This window comes from Paucibacter sp. B2R-40 (assembly GCF_025717555.1).
Taxonomy (GTDB): Bacteria; Pseudomonadota; Gammaproteobacteria; order Burkholderiales; family Burkholderiaceae_C; genus Paucibacter_A.
Map to the genome: position 1 here is coordinate 715,048 of NZ_JAJIRP010000001.1, position 19,915 is coordinate 734,962.

16 protein-coding genes and 4 pseudogenes are annotated in these 19,915 nt (G+C 53.9%); 8 read left to right on the plus strand and 12 right to left on the minus strand.

Translation table 11 applies throughout. The features are described 5' to 3' along the window. Positions 1–18 precede the first annotated feature (18 nt). Positions 19–678 (minus strand): annotated as a pseudogene (locus LNV09_RS03170) (ATP-binding protein); the annotation flags it as partial. Between the two features lie 46 nt (positions 679–724). On the opposite strand from LNV09_RS03170, the gene LNV09_RS03175 reads away from it, so the two are divergent. Genes LNV09_RS03175 through LNV09_RS03190 form a run of 4 tightly spaced genes read left to right on the plus strand, consistent with a single transcriptional unit; the run spans position 725 to position 5,392 of the window. Further along, the gene (locus tag LNV09_RS03175; RefSeq protein WP_263555615.1) at positions 725–1,396 is read left to right on the plus strand and encodes a TnsA endonuclease N-terminal domain-containing protein; all 672 of its coding nucleotides are present in this window, start codon (positions 725–727) and stop codon (positions 1,394–1,396) included. Continuing rightward, the gene (locus tag LNV09_RS03180) at positions 1,393–3,459 is read left to right on the plus strand and encodes a TnsB C-terminal domain-containing protein (RefSeq protein WP_263555616.1); all 2,067 of its coding nucleotides are present in this window, start codon (positions 1,393–1,395) and stop codon (positions 3,457–3,459) included. The genes LNV09_RS03175 and LNV09_RS03180 overlap by 4 nt, the downstream gene beginning before the upstream one ends. Then, positions 3,456–4,367 carry a TniB family NTP-binding protein gene (locus LNV09_RS03185; RefSeq protein ID WP_263555617.1) on the plus strand — a complete coding sequence of 304 codons (912 nt, stop codon included), beginning with the start codon at positions 3,456–3,458 and terminating at the stop codon, positions 4,365–4,367. Before LNV09_RS03180 ends, LNV09_RS03185 begins: the two co-directional genes overlap by 4 nt. A gap of 29 nt (positions 4,368–4,396) precedes the next feature. Further along, on the plus strand, positions 4,397–5,392 hold the full coding sequence (locus LNV09_RS03190; protein ID WP_263555788.1) for a TniQ family protein: 996 nt from the start codon (positions 4,397–4,399) through the stop codon (positions 5,390–5,392). 1,152 nt (positions 5,393–6,544) lie between these two features. Here the strand turns inward: LNV09_RS03190 and LNV09_RS03195 are convergent. The 9 genes from LNV09_RS03195 to LNV09_RS03225 form a co-directional block, all read right to left on the minus strand. Next, complete coding sequence (locus LNV09_RS03195) at positions 6,545–7,483, minus strand: ATP-grasp domain-containing protein (protein WP_263555618.1); 939 nt, start codon at positions 7,481–7,483, stop codon at positions 6,545–6,547. Positions 7,484–7,546: 63 nt separating this feature from the next. Next, on the minus strand, positions 7,547–8,797 hold the full coding sequence (locus LNV09_RS03200; RefSeq protein WP_263555619.1) for an MFS transporter: 1,251 nt from the start codon (positions 8,795–8,797) through the stop codon (positions 7,547–7,549). Between the two features lie 7 nt (positions 8,798–8,804). Further along, entirely contained in the window at positions 8,805–9,425 is a 621-nt protein-coding gene (locus LNV09_RS24790) for a thiamine pyrophosphate-dependent enzyme (protein WP_411969197.1), read from the minus strand. Then, the gene (locus tag LNV09_RS24795; protein WP_411969198.1) at positions 9,422–9,946 is read right to left on the minus strand and encodes a thiamine pyrophosphate-binding protein; all 525 of its coding nucleotides are present in this window, start codon (positions 9,944–9,946) and stop codon (positions 9,422–9,424) included. The genes LNV09_RS24790 and LNV09_RS24795 overlap by 4 nt, the downstream gene beginning before the upstream one ends. Before the next feature lie 11 nt (positions 9,947–9,957). Beyond that, positions 9,958–11,283 carry a hypothetical protein gene (locus tag LNV09_RS03205; RefSeq protein WP_263555620.1) on the minus strand — a complete coding sequence of 442 codons (1,326 nt, stop codon included), beginning with the start codon at positions 11,281–11,283 and terminating at the stop codon, positions 9,958–9,960. Positions 11,284–11,381: 98 nt separating this feature from the next. Then, entirely contained in the window at positions 11,382–12,491 is a 1,110-nt protein-coding gene (locus LNV09_RS03210; RefSeq protein ID WP_263555621.1) for a GNAT family N-acetyltransferase, read from the minus strand. A 71-nt stretch (positions 12,492–12,562) separates the two neighbouring features. Then, complete coding sequence (locus LNV09_RS03215; RefSeq protein ID WP_263555622.1) at positions 12,563–13,372, minus strand: hypothetical protein; 810 nt, start codon at positions 13,370–13,372, stop codon at positions 12,563–12,565. Between the two features lie 202 nt (positions 13,373–13,574). After that, complete coding sequence (locus LNV09_RS03220) at positions 13,575–14,348, minus strand: TauD/TfdA family dioxygenase (protein ID WP_263555623.1); 774 nt, start codon at positions 14,346–14,348, stop codon at positions 13,575–13,577. After that, complete coding sequence (locus LNV09_RS03225) at positions 14,345–15,691, minus strand: DUF6002 family protein (protein WP_263555624.1); 1,347 nt, start codon at positions 15,689–15,691, stop codon at positions 14,345–14,347. Before LNV09_RS03225 ends, LNV09_RS03220 begins: the two co-directional genes overlap by 4 nt. A gap of 353 nt (positions 15,692–16,044) precedes the next feature. On the opposite strand from LNV09_RS03225, the pseudogene LNV09_RS03230 reads away from it, so the two are divergent. Next, positions 16,045–16,353 (plus strand): annotated as a pseudogene (locus tag LNV09_RS03230) (IS3 family transposase); the annotation flags it as partial. 87 nt (positions 16,354–16,440) lie between these two features. Here LNV09_RS03230 and LNV09_RS03235 read toward each other — a convergent pair. Then, a pseudogene (locus LNV09_RS03235) lies at positions 16,441–16,827 on the minus strand (recombinase family protein); the annotation flags it as partial. Between the two features lie 35 nt (positions 16,828–16,862). Continuing rightward, positions 16,863–17,066 (minus strand): hypothetical protein, encoded by a 204-nt coding sequence (locus tag LNV09_RS03240; protein ID WP_263555625.1) that lies wholly within the window; start codon positions 17,064–17,066, stop codon positions 16,863–16,865. 312 nt (positions 17,067–17,378) lie between these two features. On the opposite strand from LNV09_RS03240, the pseudogene LNV09_RS03245 reads away from it, so the two are divergent. The 3 genes and pseudogenes from LNV09_RS03245 to LNV09_RS03255 form a co-directional block, all read left to right on the plus strand. Continuing rightward, a pseudogene (locus LNV09_RS03245) lies at positions 17,379–17,582 on the plus strand (transposase domain-containing protein); the annotation flags it as partial. Positions 17,583–18,357: 775 nt separating this feature from the next. Further along, positions 18,358–18,516: a hypothetical protein gene (locus LNV09_RS03250; RefSeq protein ID WP_263555626.1), complete on the plus strand. Its 159-nt coding sequence runs from the start codon at positions 18,358–18,360 to the stop codon at positions 18,514–18,516. A 115-nt stretch (positions 18,517–18,631) separates the two neighbouring features. Next, positions 18,632–19,912 carry a cupin domain-containing protein gene (locus tag LNV09_RS03255; RefSeq protein WP_263555627.1) on the plus strand — a complete coding sequence of 427 codons (1,281 nt, stop codon included), beginning with the start codon at positions 18,632–18,634 and terminating at the stop codon, positions 19,910–19,912. Positions 19,913–19,915: the final 3 nt, after the last annotated feature.

Sequence of the window (19,915 nt, forward strand, 5' to 3'; positions counted from 1 at the left end):
GCCCTTTTTCTTGCTGGCTCACATCGCACGCAGGCCGCGTCGCAGTTGAATCGCCTCACCGATCTGCACTGGCGTGACAGCGGCGCCGCCTTCGAGGTCGGCGATGCTGCGTGCGACCCTGAGCAAGCGGTGGTAGGCGCGCGCCGACAGACCAAGTTGGCCGGCTGCCTTTTGCAAAAAGGCCTGTGCGGCGGGCTCGGCCCGAATGTGCTGCTCCAACTGCTGGCCTGCCAGCCGTGCATTGCTGCAGCCCTGCCGAGCCATGGCGCGCTCACGCGCCGCAGCCACCCTGGCCGCCACGACGGCGCTGCTTTCGCCTGCGGCCTGCGCGGACAAGTCGGCAGGGCGAATCATCGGTACCTCGATCAGCAAGTCGAGCCGGTCCAGAAAAGGGCCGCTGAGTCTGCCTTGGTAACGAGCTATTTGATCGGGGCTGCAGCGACAGGCGCGTAGCGGATTGCCCAAATGGCCGCAAGGGCAAGGGTTCATGGCAGCCAGCAATTGAAAACGGGCCGGGAATTCGGCCTGTCGGGCTGCGCGTGAAATCAAGATGCGGCCGCTCTCCATCGGCTCGCGCAGTGCCTCCAAGGCGCTGCGGTTGAATTCGGCCAGCTCATCTAAAAACAGCACACCGTGCAAAGCCAGCGAAATCTCTCCCGGTCGCGGCGGCGAGCCGCCTGGAGCTTGCATTGATCGGTAAGAACTTTGGCTGTATAAACTAAGAATGATCACCCGGAAGTTCAGGTCGAGTCCAGTAAAGGTAACGGGACTGACCCCTGACCATGTGCCATTCGAGTCGAGCCTTGAGGAGGACTGCTTCTTCCTGCTTCGATTTCAGGAGGATGTTGAGACCTTCGATCGGCCCTCCGAGGCTGTCCCATGGCTTGATGTGACCGGCGTACGGCGCACCTACACCCCCGACGTACTCATCACGTTTAAAGCCCCGGAAGGTGCCGAGGCGCCGCCGAAGTTGCTCGCTGAGATCAAGCCTGACTTCGCCGACGACGATAGCCCAAGAGCCCGGCTACCGACGCGAGAGACGGATGAAGAGCGCCGAATGAAGTGGGCAGCTGCGAAGAACTTTGCCAAACTAAGAGGGTGGGAGTTCGACGTTTTTCGGGAATCGGACATACGGACTCCCTTCCTCAAAAACGTGAAATTTCTGATTCGGCACCTTGAGAGGCCAAACAAAGATCGTGGCGCCGAGCGACTGATCGATGCGCTCAAGGCGCGGGGACCTACTCCAATGCACGCGCTGATGTTTGAGATGGAACCGGATCGCTACAAGCGGGCACTGCTGTATCCGACCTTGTACGCCTGCATCGCCTTCGGTCGAATTACCACCGACCTCAAGGTTCTACTGAAAAACGATTCGCTGCTGACGGTTCCGACGTGAAAGGCGCCGTCGAGCTTCAGGTTGGTTCGGTTGTTTCTTGGAAGGGGGAGAACTGGATCATCCTCGAGCCAGACCGCCACGCGCGGGTGCTGGCCCGCAGGCTGGGAGACGACTATCGAGAGTTCCTGCCAATCAACGAACTCGCCAGTGCTTTGACGCCGGATTCAGGCGCCGACGAAGAAGCGTCGCCCAATGATGCCGGAACATCCGGACTGACGCCAGACGGGGCATTGCCGGCCGCTCCAGAACTCGATGACCGGACTGGGCGCTGGAAACGGCATCTCGCTGGTCGATCGATCAGGCTCCTGCCGAGCGAGCGTCATCAGACCGACGAGCAAAAGAAGGAAATTGAGAAGGCAACCAAGCACTTCCAGGACGTGTGTGCAATCCTCCAGCTTTCAAAGGGTAGCTCAGACCGTGCCGAAGCGACGATCAAGCTAGCGAATGCGCACGGTTACTCCGTTGCAACTGCTTACCGATATGTCGCAATCGCTGAGGAAACCGGAACGGCGGATGCTTTGCAGCGAGCACACAGATCGGACCGAGGCAATATCCGCCTCAATAAAGAGCAGTGGAAGATAATAAATAAAAATCTGGATGAATACAGATTTATTCCTGAGTACCAGTCGATCGAGAGTGTATTGGTATTCGTGAACGGAGATTTGCGTGAGGCGAAACTCAAGCCTATAAGCCTGCGTACGCTATACAACGCGGAACGTAGGGTCAAGACGCGGCAGCAGAAACTTATAGCCCAGGGGCGCAAGGAGCAGGCAAGAAACGAATTCGGCTCTCGCGCAGGGAAATTGCCTGACGCCGACTTTCCTCTCGCGATCGTCCAAATCGATCACACAACAGTTCAGATCATCTTTGTCGATGAGGATCAACGCAAGCCGCTCACAGACGCTTGGCTGACACTGGTGATTGACTGCTTCAGCAGAATGGTGATGGGGTACTACCTCACCTTCGAGGAACCTACGGCAATGGCAGCCGGCATCGCGCTGGCGCGATCCTTCCTGCCCAAGGATGAGCATCTGAAGAGGATGAGTGTGACGGGCAATTGGCCATGTTGGGGATATCCGACCGTGATCATTGCGGACAACGCTGCTGACCTAAATGGATATCTGATGCGCAGCGCATCACGACACATGCGTTTTGATATTAGAAATCGCCCGGTAGATCGGCCGAATTTCGGCGGCCATATAGAAAGTGCGTTCAGAACGTTCATGATACAGCAGCGTTCAGTCAAGGGGACGAAATTCAGCAACCCTGTCGAGCGAGCGGAGTATGACTCCAAGGCAAATTCTGGAATTACGCTTACGGAATTCGACGAGCTGTTTACCGAGTTCCTTGTAAATGACTACCATCTGAAAGAACACGAAGGCGATGGAATGAAAAGGCGCTGCCCGCTGCAGCGTTGGGAAGCCGGGATTTTCGACGGTGATGTATTTCCTCCGACGGGTTTACCAGATATTCCAGAGGACCCGGAGCATGTTTATATTGTGATGCTGCCTTTCGAATACAGGGTTGTGCAGAACCTGATTGTTGAGATATTCGGTGAAAGGTACTATAGCAAGGAGCTTTCAAAGCTGAGTCACAGGGCCGATCGGTCCTTGCCACTTGAAGAGCGTAAGCATGAAATCAGGTATGACCCGAGAAACATTGCATGCATTTGGGTGCGGGACCCAACAACCGGAAAGTACATTCGAGCGCAAGTCCAGAACGTCCACTGGTCATTCAGATCTTTATGGGAATGTAATGAGATCAGGCGACGGTGGGGTAAGCCTGCAAAGGTTCACGAGCAGGCGCGGTATGAAAGTAAGAAGAGGCAGGAAGAGATCAAGCGCACAGCTGAGGGTAAGACTCAGGAAGCAAAGAAAGCACGGCGCAAGACGGAACAAGGCAGGCGAAACCTCAAGGAAGCTTTGGTTGGCTCGCGTGCAGAAGAGCCTTCGAAGGAATCAACCAATCCGTTACTGAAAAAGCGGCCGGTAATTACGCCAGGAGATTCGAAAGTTGTAGCGCAGCCGAAATTTCGAGTACCAAAAATGGAGTCTAAAAAATGATGGATGCAACGGCGCAGCCGGGAGGGGAATATCTCCATTTGCTCGGGGAGGTTCGAACGATCGCCGCACTGAGCGACCATGAGCGCCGAGACTATTTAGATCACGATTTCTTTGTTGATTTTGAAAGTATGCGGGCAATTAGAGAGGAGTTGAACCAGCTCCCCGGCCTTCCATCCGCCCGCAAGCCTCGGAGCTTTATCATTCTCGGCGAGTCTCAAATGGGGAAGTCGACTGTACTTGAGGAATTTGAGCTAGATCATCAGGCAAGCGATAATCCGGAGGGCGAATTTGCGTCAGTTCCCGTTTTGCGAGTTCAATTCGCCGAGGATGGAGGTAAGGGCCTCTGGAATGAGTTATCAGGTGCGCTGAATATTGTACTGCCGGCTTCTGCTTCATGGATGCGGCATAAAATGAAGGTATTGGATACGATCAAGAGCGTTGAAGTCAAGGCGATCGTTATCGATGAAATAGCCAACATGATGAGCTATTCGAAGGATAAGCAAGACATTGCACTCAACGGGATTAAATACCTCATGAATCACCATAGGCGCCCTATTGTCCTAGGGGCAACGCCTGAGGTCTACAGTGTCATTAAGGTCGATCCTCAAATAAGGAATCGGTTCAAAGTCCTAATTCTGCGCCGATTGAAACCTGACGAGGAAATGGCAGAATTTCTGGAGAACTGGGAGAAGGTACTGCCATTGCGTAAAGCCAGCAATCTTGGAGAAAAGAACATAGTGAAGGCAGTTTATGATTTGACGCTCGGTCTAACCGGTGATATCGAGCAGGTACTGAAAATGGCAGCAAAATATGCGATTGGTCGAGGTGAAATGATCACGACTGAAGTCTTAAGTGAGATGGGTTGGGTTACGCAGGATGATGTTGACGAGGCAGTGAATTCGCTTTGAGGCGGCCAATCGGACTCGGCAAATGGAATTTGCCTTGCCACCCGCAAAGGCAGCCGGACGAATTGCTCAGCTCATGGATCGTCGCTCTGGCCCGAGCAAACGGCTGCAAGGTTCACACGTTTTGCAGCAAGCTGTCCGGTAACCAGCACACCATCTGGAATCGCGATATCGACCGAATGGCCCCTCCGGAATTGCTTGGCCGCCTCGAAGAACTGACTGGCATCGACGCGGCGAAAATTCGGACTTTCACGCTCGCGCATTTGGCCGAGCAGATCGACGTAGATCACCATGCAAACGGGAACGCTACCTGGATACTTCCGTTGGGTGTCTGGCACCGCAAGCGCCTAAGGTACGGTGTGCAGTTCTGCCCCATGTGCTTGGGCTTCGACAAGCGCCCCTACGTTCGGCGCTCATGGCGACTGGCTTATTACACGGAGTGCGAGCACCATCGGGTCTTGCTGATGGACCGGTGCCAGTCGTGCGGGGAAGCCTTCAACTACTTCCGTGGCGAGTTGGGCAACAGAAATCAAATAGATGCGGCAAAGCTGAACTTCTGCGTCAATTGCGGATTCGATCTTTGGCGCGCGGTGCAGCAGCGCTTTGAGTGGCCGGACTGGCAGCTAACCGTGGCAATAAGAACGCTTCAGTTCATGACTGACTTTGGCTGGGCGACGCTCGACAACAGAACCTTCACGCCGGCCTACGAGCTTCTGCTGGTGATCCGGCAGCTGATTCGGGTCATGTCGTCAGGAAGCAGGGGCGGGCAGCTTTATGACACAGTAGCGATGCACTTGTGGCCCGAGGGTTACCAAGTCCTTTCGGAGCGCGGCAAGGAATATGAGCGGCGCGGCGTTATTGAAAGACACCGCCTCTTTGGCATGGCCGTGTGGCTGTTGATGGATTGGCCGGGGAGGTTCGAGCTAGCCTTCCACTCCGCCCACATCCGCAGGTATTCATTGACCCGCGACATGAAGGTTGTGCCGGCCTGGTACGCGGAGCAGTGTGCGAAAGTCTGGCAGCTGTGAGTGACGCACTGGTGAAATGTCCGGCGTGGCAGTTGTTAGCGGCGGGATGAATCCGCGCATATTTAGCTGGCGAGGACGCGGTTCTATGTCATCGGCCTGCGAGGAAAGAATTGGCGACACTCTCCTCATAGCACTGACAACTATCAGACGCATTCCTTGGCGCGGCTATCGTCGCTGAACGCGTCAAGTTCCGGCGATAGATAGCCCTTGCTTTGGACGCTATCTAAGAGCGCTGAGCGGAACTGCGACTTGCGGCAGGATAGGGTCAAACATGTGGCGGGTGGACTTGTACGGCAGAACTCCATGTCTTTGGAACATGTCGCAAAGGTCACTCCACATGAGTAGCTTGCCCGAGTTCCAATCACGAACGGAGACTCTAGGATCGTCGTAGCGGAGAAGCACGCAAGGTAGGCGCTTGAAACCCATATGGATGGCCACCATCAAACGATGGTTTCCATCCATTACAAGCCGCGTTTTCTCTTCAATGGGCAACGCAGTACGCCATATTCCCTCCGCATCAATGCGCTGCGCAAGACTGTCGACTGCGCGCTCGTCAGTAAGTTCGGACGCCCGGATCTTGTGGACTGGAACAACCTCTACTCTGTAGCCAATTTCTTTCAACTTGTTCTCCGTGCACCTTTAGCGGCCGCGTTACTTCGTTGGTCCCAGTGGGGACGGTCAGATCGCCGGAGGGATGCCGGCGCGAGCTGGACGGGGCAAGCTGAATGCCCACGCGTAGCCCAAACGGGTTCAACGATGCCCAGACGTCTAGCACGCTGGGGAAAATCCGTCTTAAATTGGCGAACGGTCCCAAAACAGGCTTGAAACGTCGAAATGAAGGCAGGTTATTCGGGACTGTGAAATTTCTGATTATTCTGAATTAGCGGGCTTTTTAGGCGGCAGGGATTTCATCAGTCTACTAGGGGTATTTAGAAGCTGGCACGCAAAGATACTTCGGAATGCGCCCTGGCCCCACCCCCTGACCCAACCACCGACTTGGATGTAGCCGTGATAATCGCTAATACATTCGACGAAACATAGCGCCCATGCGGTGAAAATCGGCCGCGACGCCAACACGTCTTAAAGAACCACCACGGGAATTGCGGAGGCGTGTTGTTCTAGTCAGGCAGGCCGTGGTCAAGGATTTATTATCTAGGCAAGTGCCTTCACCAACATCTCCGCCATATTGATCATATAGTTTCTTGCGCCGGGTGATGAGGAAGGCATGCAGACAGCTGGCCGTGAGTTGAGTTCAACCAGCTTGTACCCATTTTTTGAATTAACGAAATCCGAAGCAAAAATGCTAGGTCGGAAATAGCTAAATTTCTCATTTATAGCAGAAACCAGCTTCGACAAATCAGGTGGAAGTTGGCTGAGGTTGCACGGCATCTCGACTCCTCCCTGGGAAACGTTGGCCAATAATGAACCTGACCTCGGAGTACGCACGAGCATAAAAACTTGTTCACCATTTATTGTGATTACTCTTATATCGTGAAGTCCTTCAACTATTCCCGTAATCCCATTCGAACTATCTATAAATTCTTGCACCAAGATATCCTCCCAACTCTCATAAAAAGTCTTGATAACTTCTTTAACTGGGCAAATATATATACCACGTCCTCCGGATAGAAAATTCTTTTTTACCACGATCATCTTTTCAGGATCGAAACCCCATTCCTTTACGACTTCCGTAAAGCCACCGTAAGAATTAATAGCTTTGGTTTTTGGAGACAGCTCAGGGAATAGCTGAGCAGTTTCAACTTTATCAACGCAAATTCTGTCGAGATCGGGGTGATTGATAGTCAAACAATCGTATATTACAGGAATGGTATTGTTGTCATCGCGGTTGAAAATAAGATCTGCACTTATGTGCTGCCCTACCGCAACAACAACCCCACCCCTTACGCGCCAGCCGTCAGAGAACACCCCTTCACCCAAGTATGAATCCCCACGGACAATATATACCTCCACTCCATTTTTTTCCACCTCTCTGATTAACCATTTATATATTTCCCAGTAAGGGTAAATGGTGGAATCAAACGGGCTGCCCATTGGTTCAGGACTGGAAAAGTAAATGGCTAGTTTTTTCATGTGGCTACGTAGAGAAGACAACGATTTCCATGGCGACAGAACTGCCAACTAGATTCACCAAAATTAGTGCTCGTTGTCTTGATTGTTGCGTTTCACGCTTGGACTATTGGGCCGAAGTGGGACTTGATGGCTGCTACCCTGCAACTTAGTCAAACGAGGCACCAGCAATGCAGTAACCAACAATGAAAGTGCGCCGAACACCGAAATTGTGTAACCGGCCCCAAGCACTTCGGCTGTGCCGCCGGCAGCCAGAGCGAAGACGCCCTGCGCCGACACTCGACCGGATGACTCCAGACCCTGGACATGACCAACACGATCTTCAGGAGTCAGGGCCACCAAACGTTCCTGCAGCCCCAGCGATGCAGAAAACCCGAGGCTTGCAATTAGGACTAGAGGCGCGGCCAGCGTCCACGGCAGCACAAAACAGAACAGCAGATATGGCGCCGCCAGTAACACCCGTTGGTAAACGTTGATTCTGTTGCGAGTGTCAGAGCGCAAGTATCTGCCGATCACCAGGTCGCCACACAGCATGCCCACCGCTCCGGCTGCAAGTAAGTATCCAGCCTTTTCGTGCGCATAGGAAATAAACAAGCTCTCGGCACCGACGATGATTCCGTTTGGGATCCAGAGGGCTAACAGAAGGATTCGAATTTTGGGATCAAGCACTGCCCACTTGTTATTCGCTTTAGTTTCCGCAAAAACCGATCTTTTAGTTCGACCGCTCTTTAGAGTCGTAGAAATATTGGTAGGAATGATTCCCCAAAATATAATGCCCGCTGCCAAGGCCATCAGAAGGCCAAGCGACAGGAATATCTGAGTTTGACTAACAACGTGAATTAGCACCCCGCCAAGAGCGTAACCACATATCTGCATCGCGCCGTTCGACAGGTTTAAAAGGCTGCGGGCCATGGCATATTTATGCTTCTCAACCGTTCTTGCGACTACGCCGAACTGGAGCCCACTGAGGATCGCCATTAAAAGGCCGCTAAGCGTAAGCAGTAGAAAGCGCATCCAAATCGGCAGCGGCAAAGCTTGCGCACCTACACATGCTGCACACCCAAGTTGCAAAATAGTCGCCAAAGCGCGAGGCGAGGATGAGTCGGCCAGCGACATCAGGCTCGTCGCGCCCAGCATATTAGCCAGTGATGGGGCGAACATTGCAAAAGAAGTTAGGAGAGGCGATTTAGTTGATTCATTAACTATTATGCCCAAGCAAAGGCCGGATATAGATGTAGCCAGTACGGTTGTAATTTTTGCTGCGAACAAGGTGCCGAATTGGCGATCGCGCAAGAGCGATATATAGCCTATTGACATCGACTTTCTAGCCCGCTCTTAGTGATTTCGTCCCTGAGGTATTTCGCCCTGATTGATCGTCGACGAAGGCTTTAAATTGCATAGCGATGTCCGGAAGTGGTAAGTCAACTCGCACCAAAGGACTAGGGCCAGGATCGACATGACAGTTTAGTAAGGCACTGTTCCCACCCAAAACGGCTGAGACCGCTGCCGGCAGGGATTCTGCGAAGGTTGACGAAGCCATATGAAGTTCTTTTACGAAGCCATACCCGGCTGCGCGAGCCAGGTCACAGATGGCATCAATGCTGGCTGGAACCTGTTGGCCACCAGTGGATGCGTAGGTGGAGTCGTTCGCGACGATGTGCAGAATCGCACTAGGCGCCTCCCTCTCCAGCAGGAGGCAATGAAGACCCATAAGCACTGCGCCGTCCCCATCAACGATCACGGGATATCGGGCGGAGGTGCCAAGTCTTGACGCGACGCCACGCCCAACTGCCGATGCCATTCCCATGCTTCCCAGCATGTAAAAGTGGTTGGGCGAACTCGGCCGCAACCCGAATGCTATGCGGGAGGCATAGCCTGTGGTGAATATAATCGGATGATTCTCAAACCTAGAAACTATTTCAGCAATGAGCATTGTCTTATTCATGGGCACCACCCGAGATATTCAGGACCGATAAGAATAGCTACAGGGCCGCTTTTTATAAGGTCGCGAGCGACGAGCCGATCCTCCGGTGCCACCAGCATATTTGTAACTACGCCCCACATTGCGAGAATAGAAGCCGTCACCGAGCCCATTGAAGCGTTCTCAGGTGTTGTATCATTCCCGGTCCCTCTAAGACTGATTATGAGAATAATGGGGATTTCATAAGGGCATACCAGCGACGCCATGACGTTTACGCAGTTTCCGAACCCCGAATTTTGCATAAGCACTGCGGGATAACCGCCCGCAAGCGCTTGCCCGGCAGCGTATCCCAGCGCGGTGTCCTCGCGGGAAATTGTCACCAGTGGCACGTCGTCGTCGCCGTGTGTTCTACGCCATAGCGGTGCCAGGATTCCGCACGGTGTCCCAACTTGCGAGGTTATTCCGGCTTCTTTCAGCACCCTGCGTACGTGCAAGGCTCGCTCAGTGCAACTCGGCAGATCGATGTCCGAACTAGTAGTAGTCATAGGATTTCCATTTAGTTGGAAGCAATCGGAGCTTCGAATGCTCCGAAGCCCTGGCAACTGACAATTCCGTAGCTATGGTCTGGCCGGAACCGTGCCCACCCACTTCCCACGCAGTCACCGAACACGAAGAAGCTAATGATGGGTCGCATTTTGAGTAGCTCTAGTTGGTCTTCGTAGCGGCCGTGACTCATCCATACCTGCTGAGAACATGGTTCAACATACTCTTGCACAATGGAGTTACCTGCAATGGCGGATGCGGTGACGCAACCGTGCCACTCCAGCTCAGTGACTTCGCGGCCGATGGTGACTTGGAGTCCTTGCATGCCGATGGCCTGTTTCAATACCAATCTCTCTTGATTCTTGAGACAAAACGGCAAGAGTGCGCCAATGGCGCCATTTGGCAGCGTAGATTGCCTATCAGCCAAATAGCGGGACCAGGGGACAAACTCCGCTACAGTTGCGCGGTCTTGGCGTGTCATCCAAGGCATACCCTCAGAAAGCCACGCGAGAGTTTTTTTGTTTGCCAAAAAGGATGCAGTTTGCGAAGTGAGAAGAAGAGACCCTCCTTTCAGCCAGCGCCTTACAATGTTTAGATCGATACCAAGCTCAGCCCACTCCGGAATGGTGAACATGCGTAGACTTAGCGGGAACGCCGCACGACTATTGCCGTTGACGGAATCCAGAATGCTCTCAAGATCCTCCGGCTCGCTAAAATCTGCAACCATTCCTTGCCGCTGTAGAGCTTCGACTTCGAGATCGAAGCATTTGGCGCTATCGGTATGCTGAAGATCACGTGTAGATCCAATCACTAACACTCGACCGTCCACGCCCTCTCTAATGGCCACGTTGCTGAAAGCCCGTGCGCGATCATCGTAGGGGTTACTCCAATTCCAGCGAATCGAATCTCGCCTTCCGTAGGCGGCCTGTAGACCCGCCTGTCGGCACGCCAACTTGGGCACACCGCCTACAGCACCGCTGACGTTGAACTCCAGTAACTTGGGCCCCGACTCGGTTAACACGAAATCAGGTCGGGCGATCACGTCGCTGTAACGGTCCTCGAATGCTAGATCGGAGGTAAACAGCGGATAATCCTGCTCCGTGGCTCCATAGGCCTCAAGCCTCTCTGAAGTCGAATCACCGGCACCGAGTGCTGCGCGTTTCGAGAGCTTCAGCAAGGCCATAGCAGCATCCTGCAGACGTCGATGAGTAAGGTTGTCGAGTATCACGGGCGAAATCGGGATCGATTCCCCCGGCTGGACGTCTATGTCAACCAGGTGGGAAAGTATGACGCGCCGGGTAAGTTCGATAGGTGCGGTAGGACGAGGAATATGATGCATATCGAGGCTCTTAGGTTGGCGAGGGCCAAGGCGATTGCGTGTCGGCCGTGACGATGGCGGGATAAATTTGTCTCAAATTTCACTTGAATAGGCAATTGCTAAATGTGCATGCGCTCGTGTGCGGAAGCTTTTCTGTTAGGTTGGTCGACTTTAGTAAACCAATCGGGAGCGGTAGCGACGTATCGGCATATGTTCCCGTCAGTCGACATAAACTCATCTAGCGGAATATGCACCGACCGGTCCAATCCACGAAATTTCGCACTGAATTCAAGCGGTTTTCGGTCGCCATCCTCAAAAAAATAGATTGGCACAAGTCCATGAACAGTGTTGATTAAAATGGGGTTGCGCAGTAGGAATTGGCGTACTCCAGGTTTGTCTTGGTTCACTTTTAGTCTTAAGAACTTATGACGAAAATGGTTAGGCGCTGGTTGTACTTCAGCACCTAGTTTTCGCTTCCATTGGAATATTCCTTTGGAAATGAACGCCTCTGTGCCAAATAAGTCCATTTGTTGGATGGAACTGCTAGTTGCACAATGTTGAAGCATCATGTAATAAAGACTTTTGAACGCGCCTGTTTCATAGTGTTCATCAGCACCTCCATCGACACCAAGTAGTCGCGTAGTGAATACTCCACCGACATGGGTAAACAAGCAGCCAGCCACGGGCTCTGAAGATGATTCGGCTAAGAATAGTCCGCCGCGTCGAGCTATATGCAAAGCGACGTCAAGGGTCTCGGTGCGAGCTGCTTCCGAATGCCGGCTGGCCATAGTTGGGAGATGCATCCGCAAGTAAAATTGGCGAATCTCAGCCTCGTCGGTGATGATTCGCGAGCGCCAACGCTCCTGTCGCAGCGACAACGAGAACCGTGGTTGTTCTCGTTTTGAAACGGCGTTTTTGACGGATTCCAGATCCGGTGTGGGAATCACAAGGTGGACGCGGAACGGCAAGACGAGTTCACGACGACCCGCAGCCGCCCCCTGTTTCGATGTACCCGTTAGAGAAATATCAGCCGGCAAATCGCCGTCTTCGCTGTGCCATTCGACCGACCCAGGAAAATCACGCGACCGCAGCACGTCGGTAAGCTGGAGGATATTTGATAAGCCGTTAGATATTCCGGAGTAGGAGATGGATGGCGCATCCTGACGCGTCGACACCGTACTCGTAACGGTCTGAGATTTAGGTGTGAAAAAATCCAGCAGCGCGTGCATTCGGGTAATCCCCGGATGCGCCGAGTTTCTCCAACCGTATCGCGCTGCGGTCGCAAGCTTTGCCAACCTGGTCATAGCGATCGTCCGATAAAATTCACCCAGGAATTCAGATCATTGATGCTCAGACGAAGACTTGGCGGCGCCAAGTTCGCCATTGCATTGCGAGCCTCGGGCGTCAGCTCCACGGCGTCATCGCGAATAATCCACCCTTCGCTGAGGCACTCTTGCCTATGCCGAGCGCGCACCCGGTTTAAATCCGTATCAGATAGTTCGATCCGGGGTTTTGATTTCCTACTCAGACCCAGCGTAACTGGTACAGCTCCAGTTTCGGCTCCAAACCCAGGCACACAGGCAGTTACACGCGGTAAGGTAGTTAACCTCGCCACCAGCGCCGCAGCGGCGGTAGCCCCGAGGTCATTGCGCTCTGCCCTGGAAAGACCACGACGTCGCTTTAGTGCTTCGATGTGCAGATTCTCGGCTTCATGAACGCGGACGTTAGTTGCGTCGTACATCAGTGGCTCGTTCACAAATTCAGTTCCCAAATGGGAATGGTGTGCCAAAGCATGTAAACCGTCGGCTTCGCCGAAGTTTTGCTCCCAATTTAGTGTTTGGGCATTTCCAAGACCTACATCAAATGGGGTGCCGAGCAACCTTGCTATTGGATTGACTAGTTCCGGGTAGCAGGCGTTGAGTAACAACGCACTGATGCCACTGGCATGCGCTGCCTTAGAGGCATTAAGCGCGATTGGAAGTTGTAAAGGCAGCGTTGCGCCAAAGGGTGTTCCAGTCTCGGCCCTCGAGCGATACGGAGAATAGCTCGACACAGCAACAACGACTATATCTGGCATCCAGAACCTGAATAATGCAATCAGATTTTCCATTCCCTCGTCCCCGATTAACGTTCGGACAGGTGCCAAGTGAATGCGATGTGACGGGAGTGGCGATTCAGGCGGGGCGGGTACGTTATTTTCACGGTAGCATTGGACGATTTGCACCCGATCTTCAAGCATTTCTAGTAGATGCGAGAGCATTGTTCGCGCAAACCGTCCGCGTCCTAAGATGACCACCATCCGGTTAGCAGACTTATCGGCTACCACTGGGTGTTTCCCTTAGCCCGCCGGCTGCACTAATCTGCAGGCGTCGCAAATGCCTTCGACTATCCTTGAATGCGTTGCGTGCGTGCAGTAAATGCCAGTTGTCCCACAGCAAAATATCATTTTGCGCGTAACGAATACCCACTGCGTCTACAGCGAAGCGCGACTGCCAGTTCTTTTGCAATGCGACAACGACAGTATCATCGTTGTGCAATAGATTGTTGCAAGAAAATCGAACGATACGACCTAAACCGTGATCTTCGAGAATTGGATGCTCGGTACGCAGGTCAAGCCCTTGGCGCCGGACGCCATCGGTAGTCTTCCATGAATACGTAGTTTTGAAGAGGTACTCACGTGTCTCCTCATCCAAAGCTTCAATCCATGGTTCAGTGGTCGCAATCGTGGTTTCTCCGCCTTCACCCGCTGCGGGTACCACACACCAAAGCATGATGTATCGCGGAGGGAGTTTTTTGAAGTCATAGCCCTCAGTGTGGGGAGTGAGGGGTTGATGGTTACCTGCGTGGTAGACATCGTCCATGCCCGGCTCAGGACGCACGTTCCCAACTACTGCGCCGCCGTAGTTAGGAACAAAATTTCCAAATTCACGACCAAAGCGGATATAATCAAATCCAGTGGGGACATTAATGATTTGTACGTATCCATGTTCCTTAAGCAATGCCTGAGCGGTGTTATAAAGGTTTTCTGCAGTGAGGGGTTCATCGTCGAAATCCACCGCGGAAAGTATGCTGATCGGCGAATTCATTGGAATGTTCTCCCACGGGCACGCTCAATGAGGTCATCGAGTTCTTGGACCTGGTCTTGGTGCAAACGAGTGAGGTGTTTCTGGGGCACCGGGCTAAAATCGGCATCGGCGTAGTTTCCACTGTTGTGAATAACTACCGATCCGACGCCCTCTAACAGTCCTCGAGCATGGGCAAGCCGAGTTCCGGTGGCAGCCATTAGCAACGAATGTTCCCGTAAGTGGCTCAAGTCGGCGGGCAGTCGGACGTCAGTTGAAGCGAGTCCGGTGCGTATTTCGTCATACATTCGCTCGCACTCGGCGCGGCTTACGACGATTCCAGTTCCGCCGTTATGAGCGATGTAGCCTTCCATCTCCTGCTGAGTAATAGGCGCGGACGTGTAGAACGTGGTGTCGATGCATTCGTCAGGGCGACTTGTTACAGCGGGAAAGTGTGGTGAGGCCGTTTGGCGAAATTGCCCATCGGCACTGCGTTGGTATTTTGGCAACCTCGCCCGGTCGAAACTGCCCGAGGTCAAATGTAGAACCATGTCTGGGGTGTCGAGCTGCTGGACAAGCAGGTAGCCCGGCCGAATCGGTGCGTTGGGCCAACGCCGGGCCCAGCCCCGGCTGTGTCCGATTAGCCCGAAAGCGCTGGAGACACTATGAGCGTGCCACCTATGGGCTTCCGGTGGAAACCGGTCAATCTCAATGAAAGCACGCAATTGATCGGCGAGTACGTAATTGTCCAGAGCGAGAGTGAACCAAAGTCGTCGCTTTGACTTTGCAGGAGAAAGTCGATGTGCAGCGCTGGATACCAACTTCTTAACCATATCGCGTGTCGAAGTCTCGACGGTCACAAGTGGGTTGAAAGCCCGCAGTAGGTCGTCGGAGGAGAGTGGGCCGTCCCACAACTTGGATTCAGCGGCGACTGGAACTACACAAACTATGTTCAGCGTGTCTGGAGTCGCCAGTGAGAACTCGTAAGCGCGATACACGGCCGCGCGCAATGCGGTTGCCTTGTTGCCTGACGATGCCGTGACGATGGTTATTGCCTCCCCAGTCCGGCGAGTGTGTTCGATCGCGCGGGCGACCATGAGGAGAGAAGGATTTGTTTTGGTCGTGCGGGTTCTTTCGAACCTGGACATATTTATCAGTATAGTTTCGATATCTAAACCGATGTTAATACTTGAGTAACTTATTGAAGACGCGGAAAAGTAACCTCTCAGTTGCTCGTCCAACTCGGGGAGGAAATTCGGGCTAAAAATAACATCTTGATTTTTATCTTTACTACCGACGTTTTCGTGCAACTGGGTGCAAATCGCATCATAGTAATCCGATATTGGGTTATCAATAACTGTTGTCATAGTTTGCTTCCTTGGCATTAAGCGTGCCAAGGCTAAAGCGATTGTTTTCGCCTAGCACCATAGCCGCGAGATTATCGAACCAACGTGGACCGCTAGGGGTGAGAGAAATTTGAAATTAACATCTTGATTTCAATTTCACTTCGGAATCAATCCATTCAACGTCAATAGTGACACGGCCGCCAAAAAGCGTTGTCGGACAGAACCGGGCTTGCACATTCGTCTAGCGGAGTGATCGCTGTAGGATTTTTCCTACTGGATGATGCAGCGTCCATTTGCAGGCGAAGAAACCCCTTAGTCAGTTTTGCGCCGTTGCGAACCTCGGATTAGCGTAGTAGCGCGTTGACCTGTATGGACAAGACATCAGACGCCTGCAGCTCGAGAAGGACCTGCTGAAGAAAGCGAACGAACTGCTAAAAAATGAACTAGGCATCGACCGGCGGCACCTGACGAATCGGGAGAAGGTGCAGCTGGTTGATGCCCTGAGACTGACCTGCATGCTTACAGATCTGCTCTGCGAAGTGGAACTGGCACGCCGCTCCTACTTCTACCATCGGGCCCGCCTGGGGGTAGTCGACAAGTACGCCGACGTACGCCAGACCATGACAGACATCTTCGAGCGCAACTATCGCTGCGACGGATATCGGCGGATCCACGCCTGCCTGAGCGCCGATGGGGACGCTGAGCCGCAGTTCGCCGCGATGGGCCTTGGCACGGGCGGCCTCAAACATCCTTGTGCGCAGGACACCGAGCTCGAATTCGCTGATGCTGCCCTTCATCCCCAGCAGCAGCCGGTCATTGGGGCGACAGGGATCGTAGACACCTTCGAGGTCAATGACACGGGCTTCTACAAGTCCACACAGCTCCAGCAGGTGGTGCCAGTCACGGCCGTTGCGCGCCAGGCGTGAGGCATCGAAGCACAGCACCGTGCCGACATCGCCAGCGCAGAGCCAGGCGACCAGCCGGTCAAAGCCAGGCCGCGCGACGGTCCCGCTGGCGGATCGCCCGAGGTCATCGTCAATGACTTCGATCTGTGTAAATCCGCGTCGGCGCGCCTCATCCACGAGGTCGTACTGCCTCCGCTTGCTCTCAAGGTTGGTCTGGACTTGCGACTGTGTGGACTGGCGCACGTACACCACGGCCCTTGCGGCGCAGTACCGCGTCGGGAAGCTGTTCAGTGTTGGCCATCATCACCCCCTGCGGCCACGCCGGCGGCTTGCATGAGTAACGTCGCCAACTGAGCGATCACACTGCTCCGCTCGCTGTCGCTCAGGTCCAGCGTCACAGTGGACTCGAACGCCATGCTCAGTTGATGGGGCGCTCTGGGCTGTAGCGCGGGGGACGATGGCACGGTGGGTGCTTGGGAGACCTTGGTCATGGGAATCCTCGCCGGTGGTTGAGACACCAGCGAAGCTTCGACCAAATCCGAGTTGAGACAGCAACAGACGTAATTCGACAAGGGCCCCGATACAGGCTCTCGGCTCACCCAGTTCCATGCCGGTGCAGGCTGCCGTGCTCAGCATCCAAGCTGGAGCCACGATGACATTACCTGGCGCCGTCTCGACGTGAACGACTTCGCCGTCCGAGCGATGTTCGCTGTACTGACGCCTAACGCGCCGCCCGTACAGGGCATGCCATCGATAGACGATCTCAACTTCTTGCCCGACATGGGCAGAATGGCCCAGTGATTGCGCTGGGGCGCTCGAACTGGCTCTTCGCCGGTAGCCTGCGAGCGGGCGAGAGGGCGGCAGCCGTGATGAGTTTGATCCAGTCCGCCCAGCTCAATGGCGTGCAGCCGTGGGCTTACCTGAAGGACGTGCTAACCAGGCTGCCAACACAGCCGGCCAGCCGAGTAGCGGAGTTGCTGCCGTATCGCTGGATTCAGCCCGCGTAACTCGGCCGGCCCTAAGCTGGGCGACTCGTCAAGATGACTTGACTGGACGCATACGGGGATCTGGAAAGCTTTGCACGCTGTTTCACAACGCATGCGGGTTGTCATTGCTGACCGCCGGCCTGCTGCGGGAGCGCGGCGCCCAGGCCCTACATAGTGGACAGCATGGTGTCGCCCTTCATCGGCGAACCATTATCCGAATGCATGGTCAGTTGATCGCGAGCGATGTCCTGACGCTCGCAAAAGTACCGCAACAACTCGCTGGCCTGCTCGGCCGCTCACGCCAACGATATCCTCGAAGTGCCGCCTCAACAGCAAAGCAAATGCTGCGAGGCGCCAACAGGAGGCTCATACCTGGATTGAACAATTCTCTAGACGCGGTGGATAAATGCCAAGTTAGCACTAACGTAACTAGTTAGCACTAACGTAACTAGTTAGCAAAACTACTTATTCTTGATTTAGCCGCAAGAACTCTTGAGCAGATGAGGGGCTGGTCTATGGATGGATTTCCTTGATGAAATCAAAATATATGTCGGGCAAAATTACTCATGAATCCATAAATATCCTTGTGAAGCTACGTCCCCCTAACTTGTTATTTGCGTGTAATTTTTTGCGCAATTACTATCTGCGTTGACGGATGGATAAATCGATCAAGGGGTCATTTCCCGAAGGATCAATCACTCCATGCGTCCGCCGTATTCGCATGCGCGATGCGGCGTAGGTGACCCATGATGGTCGTCGACCATCTTTTCTAATCCTTAACAAAGTGAGAATTGATATGCAAAACGAAACGCAAGTCACGCAAGTCGAACAAGACCAAGAAATCGCCGACGTGCTCGGCATCACCGTACTCTCGCCTCTGGAAGAGTCAGCAGTTTCCGGCGGCGAGGTGCACATCCACCAAGGCAGCCAGCACGTGGACGTTAAGGCGTTCTGAGCACGATCGGCGCGCCACCTACGCAGGGTGCACCCTGACGGTGACCGAGTCAGGCCCGGCATCTTTTTCAAGATGCCGGGCTACCCGAATATCCAAAACACAGCTAGGAAAAAGCGTGACCTACCAACTTGAGTCCTTCAGCGACGAGTGGTGGAGTGACTTCCTCCTCGAAACCAAGAACCTGAGCGCGCCAGCGGTGTTCGCGAAGGCCATCGAGCCAGATCGCATCGCCTTCTACCAGCGGTCGGCATTGAACGTCGTCGCTACGCTATGTCGGCTTCGCACGGTGCAGTACGGCTTCCGCGCGTATGCTGACGGCCTCCTGCTCGATCGCGATGGAATGGAGAGGGTCTACGACCAGCCGCCTTCGCCTGGCGAGAGTCTGGAGGCCTGGAGCCAGCGCACGTTCAAGGACAGAAAATTCGGCTTCATTATCAATGCTGGCGAGAAGTTCGACGAGGCCTTCTCACAAGAAGTCGCACTTGCGATGGCCCCACTGCTGCGGCAAACTGGTATCCCGCGGGACGGAATACAGTTTACGCTTTTCATTGGCAACTACGACAAGACACCGCTTGGCATCCATCAGGATATCCGAGGGGAGAGCGTCACCCACTTCCACGTTGGCCCCGGCAGCAAGGTGATGTACGTTTGGGACAAGGAAGACTACCGCAAGTTGACCCACGAGGGTGGCCTGAAGCACCGTGACTTCAATGCGCTCAAGCCCTACGCGAGGCAATTCAAAATCGAGGCTGGCGATCTGTTTTTCATGCCGGAAGGCACCTTCCACATTGGGGAGCAAGACAGCCTTTCGATCGGAATCACCGTCTGGCAATACACCCACACCAACACGGACCTTGCCCGGGCGATGCTCAGACATGCGTGGACGCAGGTCCGCCCGATTGACGCAGACGCTATCGTCCACGACATCACGTCCCCGGACAACGGCGCCCACATCGACAACATCGTTCCCCCTCATACGGTGCCGCTTGAATATCGTCATCTCACCCTCGAGGGTCTGGTAAAAACGGCGTATGTGGATTGGCGTCACATCCTATTTAGTAACGCCGGCTACCGTAATCCGCCGTTCGAACGCCAGCAACGCGAGGCATTTAGTCGTGACGACGAAGTGCAACTCGATATGCCTTACAAGATACTCACACGCAGGATCGATGGTACCGGCAAGCTAATCGTATACGTCCGCGGACACCGGCTGGAAGTGAACGACCATCCTTGTTTGGTCGACCTCATTGAGCGCCTAAACGATGGTGAAGTTCATATCGTCGCAGACCTGCTGGCTCTACTCGACAAGGGTTGGAGCGACAAGGTAGGGCTGTACCTCCTTTCTGAGATTCACCTATACCGTGGTCTCGTCAAACGACAAGAGGCTGCAGCCTGAACC